General features: G+C 67.2%; 20 protein-coding genes and 1 tRNA gene. 7 read left to right on the forward strand and 14 right to left on the reverse strand.

Translation table 11 applies throughout. The features are described 5' to 3' along the window. Window positions 1-37 precede the first annotated feature (37 nt). Window positions 38-967 carry an alpha/beta hydrolase gene (locus AAC050_RS06740; protein ID WP_339914304.1) on the reverse strand — a complete coding sequence of 310 codons (930 nt, stop codon included), beginning with the start codon at window positions 965-967 and terminating at the stop codon, window positions 38-40. A 118-nt stretch (window positions 968-1,085) separates the two neighbouring features. Here AAC050_RS06740 and AAC050_RS06745 point away from each other — a divergent pair, with 118 nt between their 5' ends. Then, on the forward strand, window positions 1,086-2,210 hold the full coding sequence (locus tag AAC050_RS06745; RefSeq protein ID WP_339914305.1) for an aromatic ring-hydroxylating dioxygenase subunit alpha: 1,125 nt from the start codon (window positions 1,086-1,088) through the stop codon (window positions 2,208-2,210). Between the two features lie 16 nt (window positions 2,211-2,226). On the opposite strand, the gene AAC050_RS06750 is transcribed toward AAC050_RS06745, so the two are convergent. Further along, on the reverse strand, window positions 2,227-2,886 hold the full coding sequence (locus AAC050_RS06750; RefSeq protein ID WP_339914306.1) for a TetR/AcrR family transcriptional regulator: 660 nt from the start codon (window positions 2,884-2,886) through the stop codon (window positions 2,227-2,229). A 205-nt stretch (window positions 2,887-3,091) separates the two neighbouring features. After that, on the reverse strand, window positions 3,092-4,939 hold the full coding sequence (locus AAC050_RS06755) for a cation:proton antiporter (RefSeq protein ID WP_339914307.1): 1,848 nt from the start codon (window positions 4,937-4,939) through the stop codon (window positions 3,092-3,094). 172 nt (window positions 4,940-5,111) lie between these two features. Here AAC050_RS06755 and AAC050_RS06760 point away from each other — a divergent pair, with 172 nt between their 5' ends. Then, window positions 5,112-7,232 (forward strand): M13-type metalloendopeptidase, encoded by a 2,121-nt coding sequence (locus AAC050_RS06760; RefSeq protein WP_339914308.1) that lies wholly within the window; start codon window positions 5,112-5,114, stop codon window positions 7,230-7,232. A gap of 311 nt (window positions 7,233-7,543) precedes the next feature. Here the strand turns inward: AAC050_RS06760 and hisS are convergent, their stop codons facing one another. The 5 genes from hisS to AAC050_RS06785 all read right to left on the reverse strand — a co-directional run bounded on the left by hisS (window position 7,544) and on the right by AAC050_RS06785 (window position 12,267). Continuing rightward, window positions 7,544-9,031 carry a histidine--tRNA ligase gene (hisS, locus tag AAC050_RS06765; RefSeq protein ID WP_339914309.1) on the reverse strand — a complete coding sequence of 496 codons (1,488 nt, stop codon included), beginning with the start codon at window positions 9,029-9,031 and terminating at the stop codon, window positions 7,544-7,546. 51 nt (window positions 9,032-9,082) lie between these two features. Further along, the gene (locus AAC050_RS06770) at window positions 9,083-10,345 is read right to left on the reverse strand and encodes a DUF418 domain-containing protein (protein WP_339914310.1); all 1,263 of its coding nucleotides are present in this window, start codon (window positions 10,343-10,345) and stop codon (window positions 9,083-9,085) included. A gap of 79 nt (window positions 10,346-10,424) precedes the next feature. Next, window positions 10,425-10,997: a phthalate transporter gene (locus tag AAC050_RS06775; RefSeq protein WP_339914311.1), complete on the reverse strand. Its 573-nt coding sequence runs from the start codon at window positions 10,995-10,997 to the stop codon at window positions 10,425-10,427. Continuing rightward, window positions 10,997-11,875: a 3-hydroxybutyryl-CoA dehydrogenase gene (locus AAC050_RS06780; RefSeq protein ID WP_339914312.1), complete on the reverse strand. Its 879-nt coding sequence runs from the start codon at window positions 11,873-11,875 to the stop codon at window positions 10,997-10,999. The genes AAC050_RS06775 and AAC050_RS06780 overlap by 1 nt, the downstream gene beginning before the upstream one ends. Before the next feature lie 86 nt (window positions 11,876-11,961). Next, window positions 11,962-12,267 carry a YggT family protein gene (locus AAC050_RS06785; protein ID WP_339914313.1) on the reverse strand — a complete coding sequence of 102 codons (306 nt, stop codon included), beginning with the start codon at window positions 12,265-12,267 and terminating at the stop codon, window positions 11,962-11,964. Window positions 12,268-12,403: 136 nt separating this feature from the next. Here AAC050_RS06785 and AAC050_RS06790 point away from each other — a divergent pair. After that, window positions 12,404-12,479 (forward strand) — tRNA-Ala (locus AAC050_RS06790). Window positions 12,480-12,587: 108 nt separating this feature from the next. Next, window positions 12,588-13,058: a peptidase S1 gene (locus tag AAC050_RS06795; protein ID WP_339914314.1), complete on the forward strand. Its 471-nt coding sequence runs from the start codon at window positions 12,588-12,590 to the stop codon at window positions 13,056-13,058. A gap of 62 nt (window positions 13,059-13,120) precedes the next feature. On the opposite strand, the gene AAC050_RS06800 is transcribed toward AAC050_RS06795, so the two are convergent. The 5 genes from AAC050_RS06800 to AAC050_RS06820 form a co-directional block, all read right to left on the reverse strand. Then, window positions 13,121-13,411 (reverse strand): HPr family phosphocarrier protein, encoded by a 291-nt coding sequence (locus AAC050_RS06800; RefSeq protein ID WP_339914315.1) that lies wholly within the window; start codon window positions 13,409-13,411, stop codon window positions 13,121-13,123. Continuing rightward, window positions 13,408-13,812: a PTS sugar transporter subunit IIA gene (locus AAC050_RS06805; RefSeq protein ID WP_339914316.1), complete on the reverse strand. Its 405-nt coding sequence runs from the start codon at window positions 13,810-13,812 to the stop codon at window positions 13,408-13,410. Before AAC050_RS06805 ends, AAC050_RS06800 begins: the two co-directional genes overlap by 4 nt. A 101-nt stretch (window positions 13,813-13,913) precedes the next feature. Next, window positions 13,914-14,345, reverse strand: a complete 432-nt coding sequence (locus tag AAC050_RS06810; RefSeq protein ID WP_339914317.1) for a serine kinase — start codon at window positions 14,343-14,345, stop codon at window positions 13,914-13,916. Next, on the reverse strand, window positions 14,345-15,991 hold the full coding sequence (locus tag AAC050_RS06815) for a HAMP domain-containing sensor histidine kinase (RefSeq protein ID WP_339914318.1): 1,647 nt from the start codon (window positions 15,989-15,991) through the stop codon (window positions 14,345-14,347). The genes AAC050_RS06810 and AAC050_RS06815 overlap by 1 nt, the downstream gene beginning before the upstream one ends. Next, window positions 15,960-16,664: a response regulator transcription factor gene (locus AAC050_RS06820; RefSeq protein WP_339914320.1), complete on the reverse strand. Its 705-nt coding sequence runs from the start codon at window positions 16,662-16,664 to the stop codon at window positions 15,960-15,962. The genes AAC050_RS06815 and AAC050_RS06820 overlap by 32 nt, the downstream gene beginning before the upstream one ends. Window positions 16,665-16,860: 196 nt before the next feature. Here AAC050_RS06820 and AAC050_RS06825 point away from each other — a divergent pair, with 196 nt between their 5' ends. Next, window positions 16,861-18,573 (forward strand): hypothetical protein, encoded by a 1,713-nt coding sequence (locus AAC050_RS06825; protein WP_339914321.1) that lies wholly within the window; start codon window positions 16,861-16,863, stop codon window positions 18,571-18,573. 63 nt (window positions 18,574-18,636) lie between these two features. Here the strand turns inward: AAC050_RS06825 and AAC050_RS06830 are convergent, their stop codons facing one another. Next, window positions 18,637-19,887: an NAD(P)/FAD-dependent oxidoreductase gene (locus AAC050_RS06830; protein ID WP_339914322.1), complete on the reverse strand. Its 1,251-nt coding sequence runs from the start codon at window positions 19,885-19,887 to the stop codon at window positions 18,637-18,639. 618 nt (window positions 19,888-20,505) lie between these two features. Between AAC050_RS06830 and AAC050_RS06835 the strand changes: the two genes are divergently transcribed. After that, window positions 20,506-20,691, forward strand: a complete 186-nt coding sequence (locus AAC050_RS06835) for a hypothetical protein (protein WP_339914323.1) — start codon at window positions 20,506-20,508, stop codon at window positions 20,689-20,691. 155 nt (window positions 20,692-20,846) lie between these two features. Further along, window positions 20,847-21,458: a DUF3800 domain-containing protein gene (locus AAC050_RS06840; protein WP_339914324.1), complete on the forward strand. Its 612-nt coding sequence runs from the start codon at window positions 20,847-20,849 to the stop codon at window positions 21,456-21,458. The last annotated feature ends 106 nt before the right edge of the window (window positions 21,459-21,564 follow it).

Below are 21,564 nucleotides of genomic sequence, written 5' to 3' on the forward strand. Positions count from 1 at the left end.
AAGGCGCATTCCGCCGAAAGCATGACACTGGACGCGTCTATTCTAAAAATGCGTTCACTTCAGCGGCGAACCGGGCGGGCTGGTCCAGCATGATGAAATGGGCGCTGTCGTCGATGCGCTTCAGCTTGACGCTGGGCAGGCGGGCGAAGGCGGCGGCATAGATGCCGTCGGTGATCTCCGGGGTCACCCCCGGGACGTTGAATTTGGCGTAGATCACTTCGGTCGGGGCGGTGATGCGCGACAGCTCCGGACCCATGTCGGTGACGATGAGTTCGCGATAGGCGTGGGCCGAGACCCGTCGGTCGGAGGTGAACCCGTCCTCCAGGGGCCCGGCGCGCCGACTCTCGGTTTGGATCATGCTGTCGATGGTGGCTTTCAGCTGGGTCCGGTAGGCCTCGTCCGGGCCGTTGGTCATGCCGGCCTCGATCTGGTCGGCGACCGGGGTCACGGACTCCGGGGTGGCCGTCGCTCCGAACATCGCCCCCATGAAGGGGACCATGTCGACGATCATCAGCTTGCCGACCAGTTCGGGATGACGCGCGGCCAGCATCATGGCGATGGTTCCGCCCATCGAATGGCCGATCACGGCGGGCCGTTCCAGTCCCTGTTCGCGGATGTAGCGCGCCAGCTCTTCGGCGACGGGAGCCGAGACCGGGCCCTCGGCATTGTCCATGGCCGGCGCGCCGGCAAAGCCCTGGATATGAATCCGGTGCACCCGGTAGTGGCCGCCCAGGGCCTCGACCGTGCCGTCCCAGACCTCGGGTGAGGAGCTCAGGCCGGGGATCAGGATCACGTCCGGCCCCTCGCCCTCAACCCGGACATGAAACCGGCCGGACTCGAAATCGGCGTGGTGGTGGCCGTGTCCGGCCGGGACCGCCGCAGCGTGGTCGGTCCCATGGCTCTGGGCCAGGGCGGCTGGACCCGATATTGCGAGGTAGACGGAGGCGAGAAGGACGGTGCGGATCATGACGGTTTCCCTGACTGTGATGCCATAGTGTTTCATATACTTTAAAACGTAAAGCTCTTTATTGAAATCTGGCCGATCCTCCTCTCGGCGACGGCGGTGCAGCTTGATACACAGGGGCATGAAGACACCAGCCGCCGGTCCGGTCCAGCCCCCAGGTCCCTCCGGGGCACCCGTCACCCCGACCGCGTTCGGTCAGGGCTACGTCCTCGATACCTGGTATTTTGTCGCCCTGTCGCGTGACGTCGGCCCGGCCTCGCTGACGCGCCATGAACTGCTGGGCGAGCCGGTGCTGGTCGGCCGCACCCGCGCCGGTCAGGTCTATGCGCTGCGCGACATCTGCCCGCACCGCGCCGCCCCGCTGTCGGCCGGAAAACTGGTTGAGCACCCGGGCGAGGGCGAGACGGTCCAGTGCTGCTACCACGGCTGGCGCTTCCGCCCCGACGGGGTCTGCGCCGCCATCCCCTCGCTGGTCGAGGGCCAGCCCTATGAGGCCGACCGCATCCGCGTGCGGTCCTATCCGGTGCGTGAGAGCCAGGGCATGGTGTTCGTCTGGATGGCCGCCGACCCGCGCGTCCCGGCCGAGCCCGATCATGAGCCACCGGTCTTCCCCGGTGTCGTCGGCGGTGGGGCCAAACTGGTCGAGTCGATGGATTTCGACGCCCATATCGACCACGCGGTGGTCGGGCTGATGGACCCGGCCCACGGCCCCTATGTGCATCAGCAATGGTGGTGGCGCTCGACCCGGTCGATGCATGAAAAGGCCAAGGCCTTCGAGCCGCGCGAGCTCGGCTTCGCCATGGTGCGTCATGCCCCGTCGTCGAACAGCCGCGCCTATCGCATTCTCGGCGGAGCGCCGGCGACCGAGATCACCTTCCGCCTGCCGGGCTATCGCTGGGAACATATCCAGGTGGGTCCGAAACAGGTGCTGGCCCTGACCTGCCTGACGCCGCTGGACGAAACCCGCACCCGCATTACCCAGATCTTCTGGTCCGACCACTGGGTCTTCGCCCTGGCCCGGCCCTTCCTGCGTCCGGGCGTGCGCGCCTTCCTGCAGCAGGACGGCGGTATGGTGAACCTGCAAAACCAGGGCCTGCGCTACGATCCGGCCCTGATCTGGATCGACGACGCCGATAAACAGGCCAAATGGTACCAGCAGCTCAAGCGCGAATGGACGAAGAGCCGGGCCGGGGGCCGCCCTTTCGTCAATCCGGTCAAGCCGGCCGTTCTGCGCTGGAAGAGCTGACCGGTTCCGGCCCGGCCTATTGCCGGATCAGGACCCCGGCCAGGATCAGGTCGATCTGCTTGCCGACGTGGGCCGACAGCTGCGTCAGCGACCAGCCGTCATAGGCCGCGCGCCGGTAGTTCGACAGGAAGGCGTCCCACACCAGTTCACTGATCAGCCGCACATCGGCGTCCTGTTTCAGTTCGCCGGTACGCACGGCCGATTGCAGGATGTCGCTGACCGTCATTACCAGGCCCTTGACCGCGACCCGGGTGCGCAGTTCGGCGTCATGCGGCTGGAACCACGAGCGGGCCACCACCGCCTGCACCAGCGGCAAATGGTCGAGGCTGGCGCGATAGACGGCTTCCAGGGCTCCGGTCAGGCGCGCGCGCAGCGGAGCATCGCTGGTGTCGACCGCCTTCATCACCCCGGTCATACGGATCATGTCCTGGTCCAGCACCGCCTCGAACAGCTCGGCCTTGTCCTGGAAATTGGCGAACACCGCCCCGGTCGACATTCCGGCACCCTTGGCGATGTCGCGGATCGTGGCCGCATCATAGCCGCGCTCGGCGAACAGACCGCGGGCCGCGTCGAGCACCTTCTGGCGGGTCCGGACCTTGGCGGCCTGGCGGCGGTTGAGGCGGGGCTCGGGGGCCAGGGTGTCGGGGATGGCGAAGGTCAGGGCGGTATCACTCATGAAATCAATTACTCGACTGGGTGGCGCTCGCGACTTTGCGAGAGGCCGGTACCGGAAAATGGATCCGTCCGAACCTGGAACGGGGGAGGAGGAGCGTCGCGTCAGAGCGACGGCCGGAGGCGCGGCTTTCATCACGTAACGATGACCAAATTGGGGTGTGGAGATTAACGAGCCGCTACCGTCCTGCGGCACTTTGCCCCGGTATTCAGCCTCCCGGTCGCAGTGACCCGGTCCGGGTCGCCGCGCGCAGGGCCCGTGCCGGGCGGCGTTCGACCCCCTCGGGCATGGCGGCCTGGAACAGTTTTCGAAATTCGTCGCGCCGCTCATGGATCGAGGCCAGCACCAGCCCCATCGGCACGCCGATATCGACCAGGGTGTTTTCGGCCAGCTGCAAACTGGCTTCGGTGGTCTCGGGTACGGCGTCGGTCACGCCGAGCTTGTACAGACGCACCGCATGCCGGTCGTCGCGGGCGCGGGCGATCAGCACCAGATCCGGGCGCAGGGCCTTGGCCGCGATCACGACCTCGTCAACCTTGCCTGGCGCGTCCATGGTCACGACCAGGGCCCGGACCTCGTCGAGCCCGCAGCGCACCAGCATCTCGCGGCGACCGGCATCGCCGTAGAAGACCTCGAACCCCTCGCGTCGTCCCGCCGCCACGATCGACGCATCGGCGTCCACCGCGATGAACGGCTGACCGTGCTTGATCAGCAGTTCCCCGACCAGTCGTCCGACCCGGCCGAAGCCGACGATCAGCACCTGACCCTCGGCCTTGGGGATCGAGAGTGCCTCGGGCGGCACCAGGTCGGGGATGGCCCGGGCGGCCTCCTTGACCAGTTTCTGGCCCAGCATGGCCATCAGCGGCACGGTGAAGATACTGATCGTCGCCGCCAGCATCAGGGTGCGGGTGAAGGCCGGCGAGGCGACCCCCTCGACCATGCCGGCTCCGAGGATGACGAAGGCGAACTCACCGGCCGGACCCAGCACCATGGCGGTCTCGATCGCCGTCCGCGCGCCCAGTCCCCACATCCGGGCCAGGCCGAAGATGATGCCGACCTTGATCGCGATCAGGCCGGCGGCCAGGGCGAAGACCCCCAACGGGTCGGCGGCCACGGCATCCAGGTCCAGCGAAATGCCGACGCCGACGAAGAACACGCCCAGCAGCAGCCCCTTGAACGGCTCGATCGAGACCTCGATCTCGCGCCGGAACTCGGTCTCGGCCAGCAGCAGGCCGGCGATCAGGGCCCCCAGACTCATCGACAGGCCCGCAGCCTGGGCGGCGACCCCGGCCCCGACCACGACCAGCAGACAGGTGGCGATGAACATTTCCTGGCCCTGGCCGCGCCCGCGGGCGCGGGCCACCGAGCGGAACATCGGCCGCAGCACCAGCCGTCCCAGCAGCACCAGCAACCCCAGGCCGATGGCGGCCGGGATCAGGGTGAACAGGGCCGACCCCAGCAGGGCAGGACTCATGTCGCCGCCGCTCTGGGCCAGGGCGGCCAGGACGGTGACGGTGATCAGGATCGGGGCGACGGCCAGGTCCTGGGCCAGAAGGACCGAAAAGGTCGCGCGTCCGGCCACGGCCTTCAGGCGGCCGCGTTCGGCCATCACCGGCATGACCACGGCGGTCGAGGACAGGGCCAGGCCCATGCCCAGCACCGCCGCCGAGACCAGGGTCTGACCCATGATCATGAACAGGGCGGCCAGGGCGACCGTACAGGCCGCCACCTGGGACAGGCCGAAACCGAACACCAGTCGGCGCATGGACTTCAGTCGTTCCCACGACAATTCCAGGCCGATCATGAACAGCAGGAAGGACACCCCCAGCTCGGCCAGTTGCCGGATCTGGGTCGGGTCGCTGATGGTCAGCCAGGTCAGCCAGCGCGCATCGACCGCCAGTCGGCCCAGTCCGTCCGGACCCAGCAGGACGCCGGCGGCCAGAAAGCCCAGCACGGGGCTGATCTTCAACCGGTTGAACAGGGGCACGACGACGCCCGCTGCGGCCAGGAAGACCACCAGATCCTTGAATTCACCACCGCCGTGCGCCGGTGTCATCGGCTTCGATTCGTCATCAGCACCCCATCTCCCTCCCCTTGTCGCCCGGAAGCCGTACCGATGGCGAGACGGGGAAGCTGTTTCATGACAAATATTTTAGGCGACAGCCGGTGTCACCGGCTTAGGGTCGCCGCCACCCTGTTTGTAACGGACCAAAAGCGTAGGACCCTCCATGAAAAAACTGCTCATCGGTGCCGCTGTCGCCGCCCTGCTCCTGCCCGCCTCCGCCGCCCTGGCTGCCGACGACCACGGCCACGCCTGCGTCGACGAGGCCTGCACTGTCCTCGCCCTGTTCGGCGACCCCGAAGGAGCGACCGGCTACCAGGGCACCGAGGCCCCCAGCTACGGTGCCTGGGGTTTCGGTCTCGACGGACGCGACACCTCGGTCGCCCCGGGTGAGAGCTTCTTCCGCTTTGCCAACGGCACAGCCCTCGACGCGCTCGAGATTCCGTCCGACCGCACCCGCTACGGCTCGTTCGATTTGCTGCGCGAACTGTCGGACAACCGGATGAAGGCGATGATCGCCGGTCTGGTGACCCGCACGGACCTGACCCCCGGCTCCGACGAACAGAAGATTGCCGATCTGTACCGCAGCTATATGGACGAGGATCGCATTCAGGCGCTGGACGACCAGCCGCTGCAGCCCTACCTCGCCGCCATTCGTGCTGCCGACACCCATGACAAGATCGCTGCCTATATGGGCGCGACCCAGGGGCTTCCGGGCGGGTCCATGTTTGGGACCGGCATCTCCATCGACCAGAAACACCCCGACCGTTACGTCACCTCGGTCGGACAGTCGGGCCTGGGTCTGCCCAACCGCGACTATTATCTGGACGCTCGCTACGCCGATAAATTGGTCCTGTACCGGGCCTATGTCGAACGCATGTTGACGATGATCGGCTGGGACAATCCGGCCGCCAACGCCGACGCCATCGTCGCCATGGAGACCCGCATCGCCGAGGCGCACTGGACCCCGATCCAGAACCGCAACCGCGACGAGACCTACAATGAATATACTCCGGCCTCGCTGATCGCGGACGCGCCCGGCTTCGATTGGGCCGATTATTTCAGCGCTGCCGGCCTGGGAAGTATCGATCGTCTGATCGTGCGTCAGGATACAGCCCTGCCGAAGATCGCCGCCATCTTCGCCGAGGCCCCTGTCGAGACCCTGCAGGCCTGGCAGGCCTTCCACACGACCGACGATTCCGCCCCTCGCCTGTCACGCCGGTTCGCCGACGCCGCATGGGAGTTCAACTCGCGCGACCTGTCGGGCCAGCCCGAGCAGCGCACGCGCGACAAGCGCGGCATCAGCTTCGCCGAACGCACTCTGGGCGAGGCCGTCGGCCGCCAGTATGTCGCCGACTATTTCCCCGCCTCGTCCAAGGCCCAGATGGAAGAGCTGGTCGCCAACCTGCGCATCGCGCTCAGCCACCGCATCGACCACCTCAGCTGGATGGGGCCGGAAACCCGGGCCGCGGCCCAGGAGAAGCTGGCTAAATTCACGGTCAAGATCGGCTACCCGAACAAATGGCGTGACTATTCGGCCCTCGAGGTCCGTCCCGACGACCTGTTCGGCAACACCGAGCGCGCCGGCACCTTCAACTGGCAGTTCCAGCTGAACCGCATGAACGGCCCGGTCGACAAGGATGAGTGGGGCATGACTCCCCAGACGGTGAATGCCTATTACAACTCGGCCAACAACGAGATCGTCTTCCCGGCCGCCATCCTGCAGCCGCCCTTCTTCGATCCGACCGCTGATCCGGCCGTCAACTATGGTGGCATCGGTGGCGTCATCGGCCACGAGATCGGCCATGGCTTCGACGACCAGGGCTCCAAGTCCGACGGTGACGGCGTGTTACGCAACTGGTGGACGCCGGAGGACAAGACCAATTTCGAGGCCCTGACCACCCGTCTCGGCGCCCAGTACGACACCTATGAGCCGCTGCCCGGCTATCATGTGCAGGGCGGGCTCACGATGGGCGAGAACATCGGTGACGCCGCCGGCGTGGCCGTCGGCCTCGAGGCCTACCACCTGTCGCTGAACGGTCAGCCGGCTCCGGTGCTGGATGGCACCACCGGTGACCAGCGCTTCTTCTACGGCTGGGCCCAGGTCTGGCAGCAGAAGATCCGTGACGAGGCCCTCAAGCAGCAGGTCGCCACCGATCCGCACAGCCCGGCCGAGTTCCGCGTCATCGGCCCGCTGCGCAACCTCGACGCCTGGTACGACGCCTTCGGCGTCGGGTCGGACTCGAAATACTACCTGGCTCCGGCCGACCGGGTTCGCATCTGGTAGGTCCGTTCAGGATCGAAATGAAAGGGGCCGCAGCATCCGCTGCGGCCCCTTTTTTTTCGCTCGTGACGGGGCGGTCGTCAGGCATGAAAAAGCCCGCTGCGAGGATTGATGTCGCAGCGGGCTCCTTCTCGCTCTTTGACGAGCGGACGTTTCCTCCCCGAAACGTCTTCAGGCGGCGGCGGCGTCGAAACGCTGCGCTGCCTGAGGGTGTCAGCTTGACGACAGAGCGTCGCCGGAGTCAATCTGGGAGCGACTGAAATGACCGATTTTCCTGACTTATCAAGGGCAACACAGTCGTCTGTGTGAGGTTCTCAGCAGGATTCGGCGAGAATTCCCCGTACCGTCGCCACCAGCTCGGTACGTGCTACGACGCACTGGCCCGGACGGGCGGCCTTCCACGCTTCATTGTCGGCGACCCCGGCGGCCAGGGCGCGCCCGGCGTCAAGGTCCTTGATCGTCACCTGGCCGGCCGCGATCTCGTCGCCGCCCAGCATGATGGCGGCGGGCGACCCGCGCCGGTCGGCGTATTTCATCTGCGCCTTCATTCCGGCCCGGCCGAGATAGAGTTCGGCGGCGATTCCGGCGTTGCGCAGCTCGGCCACGGCATCGAGATAATGGCCCATGTCGGCCTCGGAAAAGACGATGACCACGACCGGTCCGCGCACGGCCTCACCGGCCTCGTGACCGGCGGCGCGCAGGGCCGAGGCCAGACGCGAGACCCCGAACGAAAAGCCGGTGGCCGGCAGGGACTGGCCGGTGAAGCGCGCCACCAGATCGTCATAGCGCCCGCCGCCGCCGATCGAGCCGAAGCGCACGGCCCGACCCTTGTCGTCGACGGTTTCCAGCAGCAATTCGGCCTCGAACACGGCCCCGGTGTAATATTCCAGCCCGCGCACGATGGTCGGGTCGAAGCGCACGGCGGTCTCGTCGACCTTCATGGCGTTCAGCGCCCGGTCGATCGCCGCCAGTTCAGCCAGGGCGGCCTCGCCGATCTCGCCCAGATTGCCCGACAGGGCGACGGCGTTCAGCGTTTCGGCTCGTGACAGGTCCGGGCTGTTGGCTGAGGCCAGGAAGCCCTCGATGGCCCCGATCACCCTGGCTGGCAGGCGCGCGCCCTTGGTATAGTCGCCCGACTCGTCCAGTCGCCCCTCGCCCAGCAGGGCGACGACGCCCTCCCAGCCCAGACGGTCGAATTTATCGATGGCGCGCAGGGCGGTCAGTTTCTGACCCGCATCGGTGATCCCGCCGGCCGCGAACAGCCCGTCGAACAGTTTGCGGTTCGAGACGCGGATCACCGCCTGATCCGGGGCCAGGCCGGCGGCCCGCAGACCCTCACAGGCCATGGCGATGATTTCGGCGTCGGCCTCGGGCCGGTCGGAACCGACCGTATCGGCATCACACTGGACGAATTCGCGGAACCGGCCCGGGCCCGGCTTCTCGTTGCGCCACACCGGGCCGAAGGCATAACGGCGGAACGGCTTGGGCAGGGTCTCCCAGCTCTGGGCTGCGAACCGGGCCAGCGGCGCGGTCAGATCGTAGCGCAGGGCCATCCACTGTTCGTCGTCGTCCTGCAGCGCGAAGACCCCTTCGTTGGGACGATCAGCGTCAGGCAGGAATTTGCCCAGGGCGTCGGCATATTCGAAGGCCCCGGTTTCCAGCGGCTCGAAGCCCCAGCGCTCATAGACCTCGGACACCCGGGCCACGAGGCGACGCTCGGCCACCAGATCACGGCCGCGCCGGTCGGCGAATCCGCGCGGGTTACGGGCTTCGGGGCGGGGGATCAGGGTGTCGTCGGTCATGGCGCGCGCTTACGCCATCGGTCCCGGCGGAGCAATGTCGGCAACGCCCCTTCAGACCGGGCGTCGCAGCAACGGCACGCGTCGGCCATAGCTCAGACAGCGCCACAGCCACTCCAGCGGCCCCATCTGGAAGCGCGACAGCCACAGCGGCGACCAGACCAGCTGGGCCAGCCACACGGCCCCGACCACGCCCCACAGGGCCCCGGGCCCCATGGTCCCGTACCACAGCGGCCCCCACGGCATGTAGAACAGGCTGGTCATGATCAGGGTCTGGGTCAGATAGTTGCTGAAGGCCATCTGTCCCACCGGCACCAGCACGGCGGTCAGGGCCTTGAGACCGAACCGGGTCATCAGGATCAGCAGGCTGGCATAGCCCAGGGTGATCAGCGTGGCGGCCCCGGCGGCGGCGGCGGCCAGACCCTCGACCGGCAGGGCACCACCGGTCAGCTCGATCCCTTCGGCATAGCCGAGCACGGCCAGGTTGGCCGCGCCGATCAGCGTCATCAGCCCATACAGCCAGACCGGCGCGCGCCCGCTCAGATAGCCGGACTTGAACAGGCCCAGGCCGATCATCATCAACGGTACCGAAACCGGGATCAGGAACAGGCTGAAGCCCTGGATCATGACCCAGGACTTAAGGTTCTGCAGCAGGGCCGCCCCATAGCCGCCACGCACGCGCTCGACGATCGCCATCACGTCGCCCGCACTGACCTGCGGAGCGCCCGAGGCGGTCTTGGCGGCGAATTCCGGTCCCAGGACCGTCATCAGTGCCGGCCCCAGCAGGGCGCTGCCCACCGTCAGGGCGGTCCAGACGGCGGTGACCCCGCCACCGACCCACAGCAACCGTCGCGCCGGCCACGACCGCATCAGCATCATCAGCAGGCCGCAATAGGCATAGTGCAGCAGGATGTCACCGAACCAGAAGGCGAGGCCGTGGATCAGGCCGAACACCCCCAGCCACAGCAGCCGGCGACGCAGCAACTGTCCCCGCGCCGCATGGTCGCGCTCGCCGCCGACGAGGAAGACCGACACCCCGAACAGCATGGTGAACAGGGTGCGGAACTTGTCCTGGAAGAAGACACCGGTGACCCAGTCGGCCGTCAGATTGGCCGTGGTCATTGCGAACGGGTGGACCGCGCCCGGAAGCTCCACCGCGATCGGCCAGGCGAAGGCCATGACGTTGACCGCCAGTATGCCCAGGATGGCCCAGCCGCGCAGCATGTCGAGATTGAAGATCCGGTCGCCCGGCGCGACCGGGGCCAGGACGGAGTCCCTCCGGACGTCCGGCTTCGCTTTAGTGTCGATGGTGCTCATGTCTGCCCTCCCCGGCGGGGGTCAGCGTGGCCGTATCCGTTCACTGCGGCAAGTCAGGCGGCAAAACCCGGTGACGGGTTCAGGCTTCGGGTTCGGCCCCGGTGCCCATCACGCCCAGCCGGTCGCGCACCGGTGGACGCGAGCGGAAGGCGACGAAGGCGACGCACAGTCCGGCCCACAGGGCGTAGCTGACGCCCACCAGAATGGCGACCGGCAGACCCGCCACCCCATAGATCAGCAGGGTGGTTTCCGTGGCCCCGGCCGCCTGAACTGCCCCCCCGGCCTCGAACCAGCCGAAGATGGAGATGCTCAGGGCCAGCAGGCCCTGCAGCGCCGCCGCCAGCAGGCCGCCGTAGAACATGAAGCGCCACACCACGCCCAGTCGCGAGCCCGGCCGGCCGGTGCGTTCGCGTTCCCGGGCCAGGAACCACAGGCCGCTGGGCACGGCGACCGCGCCGATGGCCAGCACCAGCAGTCGCCAGTCGATGTCGCTGCCGGGCTGCCAGTTCTGCGGCGGCCACGGGATCAGGGTCAGGATCAGCGGCGGCCAGGCGGCCCCGAGGACGGCGGCGGCCACGATCCGGCCGGGCGATTTGTGCCAGGAGACCGGGGTCTGACCGGGCAGGTCAGCCGGGGTTTCGAAGGACCGCATCACCGCGTTGGCACCGGGGTGTCCCCGGCATAGTCATAGAAGCCGCGCCCGCTCTTCCGGCCCAGCCAGCCGGCCTCGACATATTTCACCAGCAGCGGGCAGGGCCGGTATTTGCTGTCGCCCAGACCCTCATACAGCACGTTCATGATGGCCAGGACCACGTCCAGACCCATGAAGTCGGCCAGCTCCAGCGGCCCCATCGGGTGGTTGGCCCCCAGCTTCAGCGCCGTGTCGATCGAGGCCACGTTCCCGACGCCCTCGTACAGGGTGTAGATCGCTTCGTTGATCATCGGCACCAGGATGCGGTTGACGATGAAGGCCGGGAAGTCTTCGGCATTGGTGGTGGTCTTGCCCAGGCTCTCGGCGAAGGCGACGGCGACGGCATAGGTGTCGGCCGAGGTGGCGATGCCGCGGATGATCTCGACCAGCTTCATCACCGGAGCCGGCTTCATGAAATGCAGGCCGATGAACCGTTCCGGCCGGTCCGTGGCCGAGGCCAGCCGGGTGATCGAGATTGACGAGGTGTTGGAGGCCAGCAGCGTATGCGGCTGCAGATGCGGCGTCAGCGCCACGAAGATGGCCTTCTTGACCGCCTCGTTCTCGACCGCGGCCTCGATCACCAGATCGGCGGCCCCGACCTCGGCGATCGTCGATACGGTGTGGATCCGGCCCAGCACCGCGTCGGCCTCGGCCTGGGTCATCACTGTGCGTTCCACCAGCCGGGCCAGGCTGGCGGCGACTGTGGCCACGGCCTGGGGCAGGCGGTCGGACGAGGCGTCGTACAGCCGCACCTCATAGCCGCCGCCGGCGACGGCCTGGGCAATTCCGGCCCCCATCTGGCCGGCCCCGACAATGGCGACTGTTCGGATCATGGTCATGAATTAAGCGGTCTGTTGCGTCTGGAAGGGGGCGACCCGGTCAGCTTAGGAGCCTGCGGCTCCGGTGCAAGGGCCGGTGGAGTCATCTAGCCGAGCAGGGCGATCAGGGGGCCGGCCAGGAGCTGCATGAACAGGATACGGCCGAAATTGAGCAGCAGCAGCACCACGATCGGGCTGATGTCCATGCCGCCCAGCGGCGGAATGATGCGGCGGAACGGGTCCAGCAGCGGTGAGGTCACCGCATCGAGAAAGCTCGCCAGCTGGTTCACGAACCGGTTGCGGTGGTTGATCACGTCGAAGGCGAACAGCCAGCTCAGGATCGCCGAGGCGATGATCAGATAGATCATCAGCGTCACGATCGCATCTACCAGCCAGACGATGGCGGTGCCCATGTATCCTGTCTCCCTTGAAGTACCGGCCGCTTCTAGCCCGCCGGGCGCAGAAGGCCAATGATTCCCGGCATCACTACCTCCCGGTTGACACCGGTCTGGCCCCCCGCCTATGTCCCGCGCTCGCCTGTCCCGGATCGGGGCCGTAGCTCAGTTGGTAGAGCGCGTCGTTCGCAATGACGAGGTCAGGGGTTCGATTCCCCTCGGCTCCACCAGGCGTCATCCCGGTTTTCAATCGTCACCCCCAGCTTGACCGTTCCCTCCCGCAGTGGGAAACCTGTGTTACGGGGGCTCGCCGCGACGGCGAAAATTGGGGACTGACGATGAAAAACATCACCTGCGGACTGGCTCTGGCCGCCGCCCTGCTCGTACCGACCGGGGCCGCCGTGGCCCAGGATCCCGGCCTCACCGCCAATTTCGGGGAAATCAACCTGCGCGCAGGGTTCACCCCTGATCCGTACCGGGTTTCCCTGACGGCCGGTGGCTCCCTCGACGCCTATACCGACACACCGCTGCCGGCGGCCTGCGTCGGCAATATCAGCCAGGCTCCGGATTTCGAGGTCACCTATTCGGCCGGCAGTCTGCCGCTGGTGTTCCGCACCGTATCCTCGCGGGACACGACCCTGGTCATCAACGGCCCCGACGGCCGCTGGTCCTGCGATGATGACAGCTTCGGCGACGGCGATGCCGAGGTTCGCTACAATCGTCCGCAGAGCGGCACCTATGACATCTGGGTCGGCACCTTCGGCGGCGGCACGGCCCCGGCGACCCTGCTGATCACCGAGACGCCCTGAGCGATTCGATCGGTTAAGCGATCTGACGCCCCGGAGCTTGCTCCGGGGCGTTTTCGTTGGGGTTATTGATCCTCGTCGAACCGGCGCGTCACCAGTTCGGACAGGTCGGTGACGGCGGTCGTCGCATCCTGACCGGTCGCGGCGATCTCGATGGCGCAACCGATTCCCGCGCCCAGCATCAGCAGGCCCATGATCGACAGGGCGTTCACGGTGACGCCGTCGCGGGTGACGGTGATTTCGGCCTCGAAGGTTGAGGCCAGCTTGACGAATTTGGCCGAGGCCCGGGCGTGCAGGCCGCGGGCGTTGCAGATGTCGACGGTGGCCTGGGCCCGGGTCGGGTCGGACACGCTCATTTCTCTCCCGAGAGCACCCAGGAGGCGACGGAGATATATTTGCGTCCGGCGTCCTGGGCGTGGGCGACGCAGGCTTCCAGCGGTTCACGGCCCCTGACACTGGCCAGCTTGATCAACATCGGCAGGTTCAGCCCGGCGATAACCTCGGCATGGGTCTCGGCCATCACCGAAATGGCCAGGTTCGAGGGTGTGCCGCCGAACATGTCGGTCAACAGGATAACGCCGTCGCCGTCGTCCACCGCCCCGCACGCGTCGACGATGTCGCGGCGCCGCCGCTCCATATCGTCCTCGGGCCCGATGCAGATGGCCGCGACGCCGCGCTGCGGCCCGACCACATGTTCCATGGCTGAGAGAAATTCAGCCGCCAGCCCACCGTGGGTGACGATCACCAGACCGATCATGAAGGCTTCACCAACTTACCGCCCCCGGCGTCGCGTTCGTCTCGCCGGAACCTGCCCGACCGAACCGCAAGCCGCGCGAGATAGCCCAATCCCGCACAGGATTAAAGCGCAGCCGTCGCTGCGACGACAATTTCAACCGCGGAGGGATGCCGGGCGACCAGTTTTAACCGGGGGAGGGCAAGGCCGCACATCGGCACGGTTTCCGTCTCGGGCAAGCGCTCGGGCGGTTCCAGGACACAGTCGACCGTCAGGGCCACGCGCGTCAGGCCAAGCGCCGGCACCGTGACGATACCCAGGCCGCGAACCTCGATCCGGCCGGCGATCGTGGCCGGGGCCGTGGCGTATAGATGCCCGTCCGAGGCGAACACATGGCTGTAGTCATCGGCCACCAGCCGCCAGCCGGCCCCGATCAGCCGCAGACCCAGATCGCTCTTTCCGACTCCGGACGGCCCGCACAGCAAGACGCCGCGCCAGCCGGTCGCGGGGAACCACCGCGCCACGGTGGTGCCGTGGACCGGGGACCGGTCCTGCATCAGGGGTGCCCCGGTTCCGGGAGGACGATCTCGAACCGGGCTCCCAGAATTTGACCGTCGGCGGCGATGCGGTTTTCGGCCCGGACCCGTCCGCCGTGCGCCTCGACAATCTGGCGTACGATCGACAGGCCCAGACCCGAGTTGGACCCGAAGGCCGCCCCCTTGGGGCGCGAGGTGTAGAATCGCTCGAACACCGTTTCGAGATTGTCGGGCGGGATACCGGGTCCGTCGTCCTCGACCCGGACGATCAGGTGGCGGCGTGGACCTTCGGCCTCACTGACCAGACTGACGCGAACCTCGCCCCCGGCCGGGCTGAACGAGCGGGCATTGTCGATCAGGTTGCGGAATATCTGGCCCAGGGGGCCGTCGCGACCGTTGACGATCGCATAGGCCGGAATCGGTGTGAGCAACCGGACATGGGCCTGGCCCGGCCGGGTGCCAGCTTCATAGACATTGACGATCTCGCCCAGCAGGCGGGCGATATCGACCGGCCGCGGCCGGTCCCGCGACAGTTCGGCATCCAGCCGTGAGGCGTTGGAGATGTCGGTGACCAACCGGTCCAGTCGCCGCACGTCCTGTTGCAGCAGGAGCGTCAATTTTTCGCGTTGGGCCTCGGTCCTGACCAACGGCAGGGTTTCCAGCGCCGAACGGATCGAGGTCAGCGGATTCTTGATCTCATGGGCCACATCGGCGGCGAATCGCTCGATGGCGTCCATCCGCGTCGACAGAGCGTCGGTCATGGTCTCCAGCGACCGGGCCAGATCGCCGATCTCGTCGCGACGTCCCTCAAGCTCGGGCAGGGAGATGGCCCGGGCCCGTTGCAGTCTGACCTGATCCGCCGCCGCTGCCAGCCGCAGCACCGGCCGGGCCACGAACAGATGCAGCAACAGGGACGACAACAGCGACACCACCAGCGCCACCAGGGCAAAGGGCATCAGGGCCCACCGCTGGGCCGCCAGAATTTCGTCCGCGTCCCCGGCCTCCAGGGTCAGGACGCCCAGGACCTGTTCGACGTGACGCACCGGAAGCGAAACCGACACCACCCGGTCGCCGCTTTCCGACAGCCGGACGTCCGCCTGGGGCCCCAGGGTCAGGGCCCGCTCAACCTCGGAGGCCAGCTCCGCACGGGAGCGTTCCAGACGCGCCAGATTGCGCGATTCGGCCTTAAGGTCCGGGCGGGGCGGCGGCGTGCCTGCGGGCAGGGCCGGGGGCAGGGGGGCACCCGGAATGGCCTCGGTCACCTCATAGCTGTCGGCGATCAGCAGGCCGTCGACGTCATGGATACGGGCCCGCTGACCGGCCGGAATGAAATTGTCGCGCAGCCATTTACCGGCCTGAAAGCGATCCAGCGCCGGTTCGGACTCCCCGCTGGTGATGCCGAGGTCGCCCAGAACCTTGACCAGAATCTCGGCTTGGGCCGTCAGCGATTCCTGGCGCGCCTCGACCAGTCCCCGCTGCCATTCATTCAGGGCCAGGGCCCCGCCGAACAGGATCAGCAGACTCAGCAGGTTGAGCGCCAGAATCAGCGCGCCGAGGCGGGAGCCACCGAAACGGATCAGGCGACGACGCAGACTCGGCTCCGGTCCGGCGGGGTCGCCGGACCGGCGCAACCGGTCAGCTTTCGCGATAGCGGTATCCGACGCCATACAGGGTCTCGATCGCGTCGAATTCGGGATCGACCACCCGGAACTTCTTTCGCATCCGCTTGACGTGGCTGTCGATGGTGCGGTCATCGACATAGACCTGATCGTCGTAGGCGGCGTCCATCAGGTTGTCGCGGCTCTTCACGAAGCCGGGACGCTGGGCCAGGGCCTGCAGCAGCAGGAACTCCGTGACCGTCAGCTTTACCGGACGGCCCTCCCAGGTACATTCGTGGCGCGCGGGGTCCATGCTCAGGGAGCCGCGCTTGATGGCACGGGACGAGCCCTCTGCCGCGACCTCGGCCTCCTGACCGTCCGCGCCGGTGCGACGCAGCAGCGCCTTGACCCGCTCGATCAGCAGTCTCTGGCTGAACGGCTTGTGGATATAGTCGTCGGCTCCGAGGTTGAATCCGAGGATTTCGTCGATCTCCTCGTCCTTGGAGGTCAACATGATCACCGGCACCTGGGAGGTCTGGCGCAACCGGCGCAGCACCTCCATCCCGTCCATGCGCGGCATTTTGACGTCCAGGATGACCAGATCCGGCGGACTGGCTTCCAGCCCCTCCAGCCCGGCGACCCCGTCATGGAAGGCCGTGATCTTGTGGCCATGGCTTTCCAGCGCCAGCGATACGGACGCGACGATGTTCTCGTCATCATCGACCAGGGTGATATTCGCCAAGGGCTTCTCCTTAAAACGCGGCCTGCGGGACGCGACGCTCGCGGCCTGACCCGGGTAACGCGCCACAAGCGTAACCGTTCTATGCAAACGAGGTGACTTTACGGCCACGCCGGCCCGACCGCCACCCATGACGATGCAAACCTCGCCTTAAACCCTTGATGTCATCCTGATCATCCAGTTTCTGTCAGAGTGTCGAATGGCCGGTCCAATTCACTACGAAGTCTACCTCCGCAAGAACGCGCCCGACCCCTGGTCACTCCAGATGGCAACGGAGGACAGAACCCAGGCGATACAGACGGCCGAGGACCTGCTGAAGGACAAATGCGCGGTCGCGGTCCGGGTGACCAAGGAAACGCTTGATCCCGAGACGCAGGAATACAGCAGCGTCACCCTGATGACCAAGGGGGTGCCCGAGATGAGGGGCCGGCGGCCGGCCGAGCAGAAAGAGCCGCCCCCCCGCTGCAACGGTCCGCATGATCTCTACAATCCGATTGCCCGCGAAGTTCTCACCGAAACGCTTGAGGTCTGGCTGAATCGCGAGGGCGTGACGGCCTACGAGCTGCTGCACAGCCCGCGACTGGCCGAGCGGCTCGACGCCACCGGCGTGGAACTGCAGCATGCGATCCAGAAGGTCGCCGTTCCCCAGAGCCAGATCACCGCGGAGACGGTGCATGAGCTGATGCGCCATTATCAGCGACTGGCTGACCAGACCATCGAGCGGTTGATCAGTGCCGGACGGCGCGATTTGTTTCCGGAGCTGGAACCCAATGCCCTGGCCGAGTTCGCGCGCCGCCTGACCGGCGTCGCGGACCGGGACTTCATCGTCGGCGGCGTCATTACCGGGGCCCTGTCCGGGCTGAAGGGGGCTCGCGCCCGTCTCGACCGGCTGATGGACTTCGCCGACAGCGCCCCGACCGAGGGGCCGCCGCGAACCCTCATCATGAGTGCCATCGAGCAGCTGCTGTGCGAGATGATGGCCCGTCGCACCAATCTGGCCGATGTGCTGGGTCCGGCACTGGACCAGGGGGCCAGCCTCGCGGCGGTCGTCCGTATGGTGGCGCCGCGTGAACTGGATGCGCTCGCTGCCCACGACGCCAAAATCGCCCTGCAGATTCCTGTGGTCGACGGGTCTGCGGCCCGCCTGGGCAAACATCTGGCGGCCGGTGCCTTTCCGCATCTGTCCGCGGCCCTCGCCCGGTTGGTGGTGCGGGAGTTGATGTCGCCCCGCCGGCTCCGTCCCAATGACGCCCAGGGCGAGATCGACATCATGCGCGCCCTGGCCATGGCCCTGACTGCGTCCGCCGATCGTCTGCTGACGCTGGACGAGGTCCAGGCCGCCTTCTGTGAACGCTCCAAGAATCTGGTCACCGCCGATTTCGTCGCCGCCTTCGTCAAGAGCTGCTCCACGGCGCTGTGTGAGGCCGAGCAACTGACCCGCCTGTGCGAGAACGTCACCGGCCTGGCCAACAAGCGCGCGGCCGCGCGCTGGCTCTCGGCCTGCCTCCGCTCGCTACGCTTTGAGGGCGAGATGCGGGCCCCGGGACTCTCGGGGGCCCAGCGCCTGGCGGTGCTCGGCCGGCTGCAGCGGTCAGTGCGCGGGGCGGCGCTGTCCGAGCGGGACACCGAGGTCCTGTCCGACATCATCGGCAACGTCGGCAGTGCGGTCGAGGTCGAGAGCAAGGTCCTGTCCAAGATCGCCCGCGCGCCGGTGCCGTTGCAGCGGAAATTGTCGCTGCTGCTGCACGTCGCCGCCGGCGAGACCGCGCCCTTCGGCCCGGCCACCGAACGCGGCAAGGCCGAGGTTCTGCGGCTGCTGCGGGCCCCGGATTCGCGCGCCACCCTGGCCGCCGACCCCGCCGCCCTGGCCCCGTTGCGCGATCTGATGAAGGCCGCCGGCCTCGCGGCCTAGGGCGAAATCGGTCTGGACGCCCTTGCGTCCAAGCTCAGATCTTCGCCCCGGAAACGGGGCCGTCTAGCAGACCTGTCCGGCGGCCCAGCCCGACGACCAGGCCCACTGGAAATTATAGCCGCCCAGCCAGCCGGTGACGTCGACCGCCTCGCCGATCACATACAGGCCGGGCACGGTCTTGGCGGCCATGGTCTGCTGGTCCAGCTGGTCGGTGGCCACCCCGCCCAGGGTGACCTCGGCCGTGCGATAGCCCTCGGACCCGACCGGCTTGACCGTCCAGGCGTTGACCGCCGCGTCCAGCCGGATCAGCGCCTTGCCCCCGACCTCGGCCAGCTTGCCCGAAATCTCCTCGCGGGCGCACAGGCTCTCGGCCAGCCGCCGCGGTACGATATGCCCCAGCGCCGTATGCACCGCCGCCTTGCCGCCGTTCTCCTCGCGCGCCGCCTTCAGCCGCGCCAGCACGTCGACGCCCGGGGCCATGCTGAGCGTGATCGCCTCGCCCTCGCGCCAGTAGGAGCTGATCTGCAATATCGCCGGTCCCGACAGCCCGCGATGGGTGAACAGCATGGCTTCCTTGAATGTGGGCCTATCGCGCTTCGCGCTACTTGAGGCCCCGTCAGGGTCTTTGGAGGGCTGGTTGGTGACACTGACATCCACCGCCACCCCCGCCAGCGGCAGCAGGGTCTCCAGCAGGCCGGTCTCGAAGGTCAGGGGCACCAGCGCCGGGCGCGTCTCCGTCACCCGCAGCCCGAACGCCCGCGCGGTGTCATAGGCCCAGCCGGTGGCGCCCATCTTGGGGATCGAGCGGCCGCCGCTGGCCAGCACCAGCGCGCTTGCCGTCACCGCCGTGCCGTCCGACAGTACCGCCGCGAACCCGTCTCCGGCCCGCGCCACCGAGGTCACCCCGGTCCCGGTGCGCAGCACCACCCCGGCCCCGGCCATCGCATCGGTCAGCATACGGACGATCAGCTTGGCCGAGTCATCACAGAACAGCTGGCCCAATGAACGTCCATTTTGGGTCTTCTCGTGCCAGGCGATGCCCGCCTGATCGACGCGCTTGATGAAATCATGCTGCGAAAACCGCTTCAGCGCCGAGGTGGCGAAGCGCGGGTTCTCACCGAGGAAATTCCCCGGCCCCGTCCCCGTATTGGTGAAATTACAGCGCCCCCCGCCCGAGATGCGGATCTTCTCGCCCGGCGCCCGCGCATGGTCGACCACCAGCACCCGCCGCCCGCGTCGCCCCGCCTCGATCGCGCACATCATCCCGGCCGCCCCGGCCCCGACGATCAGGGTGTCATAGGTGTTGGTGGTCATCGGCGTCGTCTAGCAGCGGCGGGCCGATCCCGCGAGCGGGGGGACGCCGATCATTCCTGTTGGGCCGCGGTCAGAAGGCTCCGCCTTCTCGACCCGACGCGGCCAGGCGGCTTCGCCGCGGGCTAACTCCCAAAAAACACCGTCCGAAGAGTCCGGATAGTCCGGATAGTCCGGATAGTCCGAAGCGTCCGGATCGACCGCCCCGGGTCCGGCTGGGCCGGGTCCGGAGGCGCACAGTCTGGCACGGCCCGGGACCAGGGGTGGGTCGAATCCCGCAAACCCTGTGGGGGCGTGAAAAAGGGCGCGGGTTTTGCCGATTGACCTCGCACCGGAAAAACCCCGGGACCGTGCCCGTATCCCCCATTTCCGCTCATCCCGGCGCAAGCCGGGACCCAGTCCTTTCGTAAGGCAGGGTGCGGGGGATTGCCGGGCGCGCCCCGACCTCCAGACCGGAGCGCCCAAAACACCGGGTCCCCGCTTGCGCGGGGATGAGCGGTTTTTGAGAACGGGGCCGTCCCTGTGGGAAATCGGAACAAAGCCGGAACATTCCGCTTGCCGGGCCGCGCCGCGGATGCTCTGGATGGCCCCGGGTCGGTCGTTTCAGTTCAGGAGTTTATCATGCCGGAAACCGACCCCACCGCCCGCCTGGTCCAGGCCCTGCGCGGCCTCGACCTGACCAGCGCCGACGGCCGCGCCGGCCTCGGCACCGTGCTGGCCGAGATCGAACGCCTCTCCCCCGACGCCATCCTGCAAAAGGCGGCGGGGATTGATCTGAGGCGGGTGGGGTGGGCGCTCAAGCAGTGAGCGACCGCGTCGCGAGCGCTAGCGCTCAGCAAAAATGCGTCTGACGCAGGTGAGGCCGCGTCGCAGCCGCCGTTCCCTCATAAATAGAACGATCAGGGCGGTGAATCCGCCACCGACCCCTTCCACGACCGCCTGAACGGGGAGAAGATCGCGTCATGCTTGTCTATATCGACGAGAGTGGCGATGCGGGATTCAGGGTCGAACGCGGCAGTTCGCCCGTGTTCGTCGCCGCGATGGTCATTTTTCAGGACGCCGACGATGCGGCCCTGACGCGCGACCTGATCAAGGGGTCGGCCGCGCGCCTGCTGCACAAGGGCGAGTTCAAATTCAGCAAGAGCCGGGATGAGGTTCGGGACCGCTTTTTTCGCGCCGTCGCCGCAGGCCCCTTCCGTGTCCGCGCCATCGTGGTTGAAAAGGCGCGGATTCACTCTGCCGTGCTGCGATCGGAAAAGGAGAGCTTCTACGAATTCTTCGTCAAACAGATGCTGCGCCACGACAACGGCCGCCTGACCAACGCCAGGGTCATCATCGACGGCTCCGGCGACCGGGCGTTCCGTCAGAAGCTGTCGGTGGCCATTCGTCGCAAGGTTCGCGACGGCGCGGTTCGGGATTGTCGCTTCTCGGATTCAAAGACCGATCCGCTGATCCAGCTTGCCGATATGTGCGCCGGTGCCATCGCGCGGTCCTTTCGAACCGACCGCCGCGACGCCCATCGCTGGCGCGACATGCTTCGCCCGCGTCTGGACGACGTCTGGCGCTTTCAATGAAAGAAGAGGTGCCTTCCCGGCCCCTATCCCCGGCGGAACCGGGGCACGCGCGCCATACGGCGACAGTTCGGGACACAGGAAGGACTTTGCCCCGCCTATATGCCCC

Source organism: uncultured Brevundimonas sp. (genome assembly GCF_963974615.1).
GTDB lineage: Bacteria > Pseudomonadota > Alphaproteobacteria > Caulobacterales > Caulobacteraceae > Brevundimonas.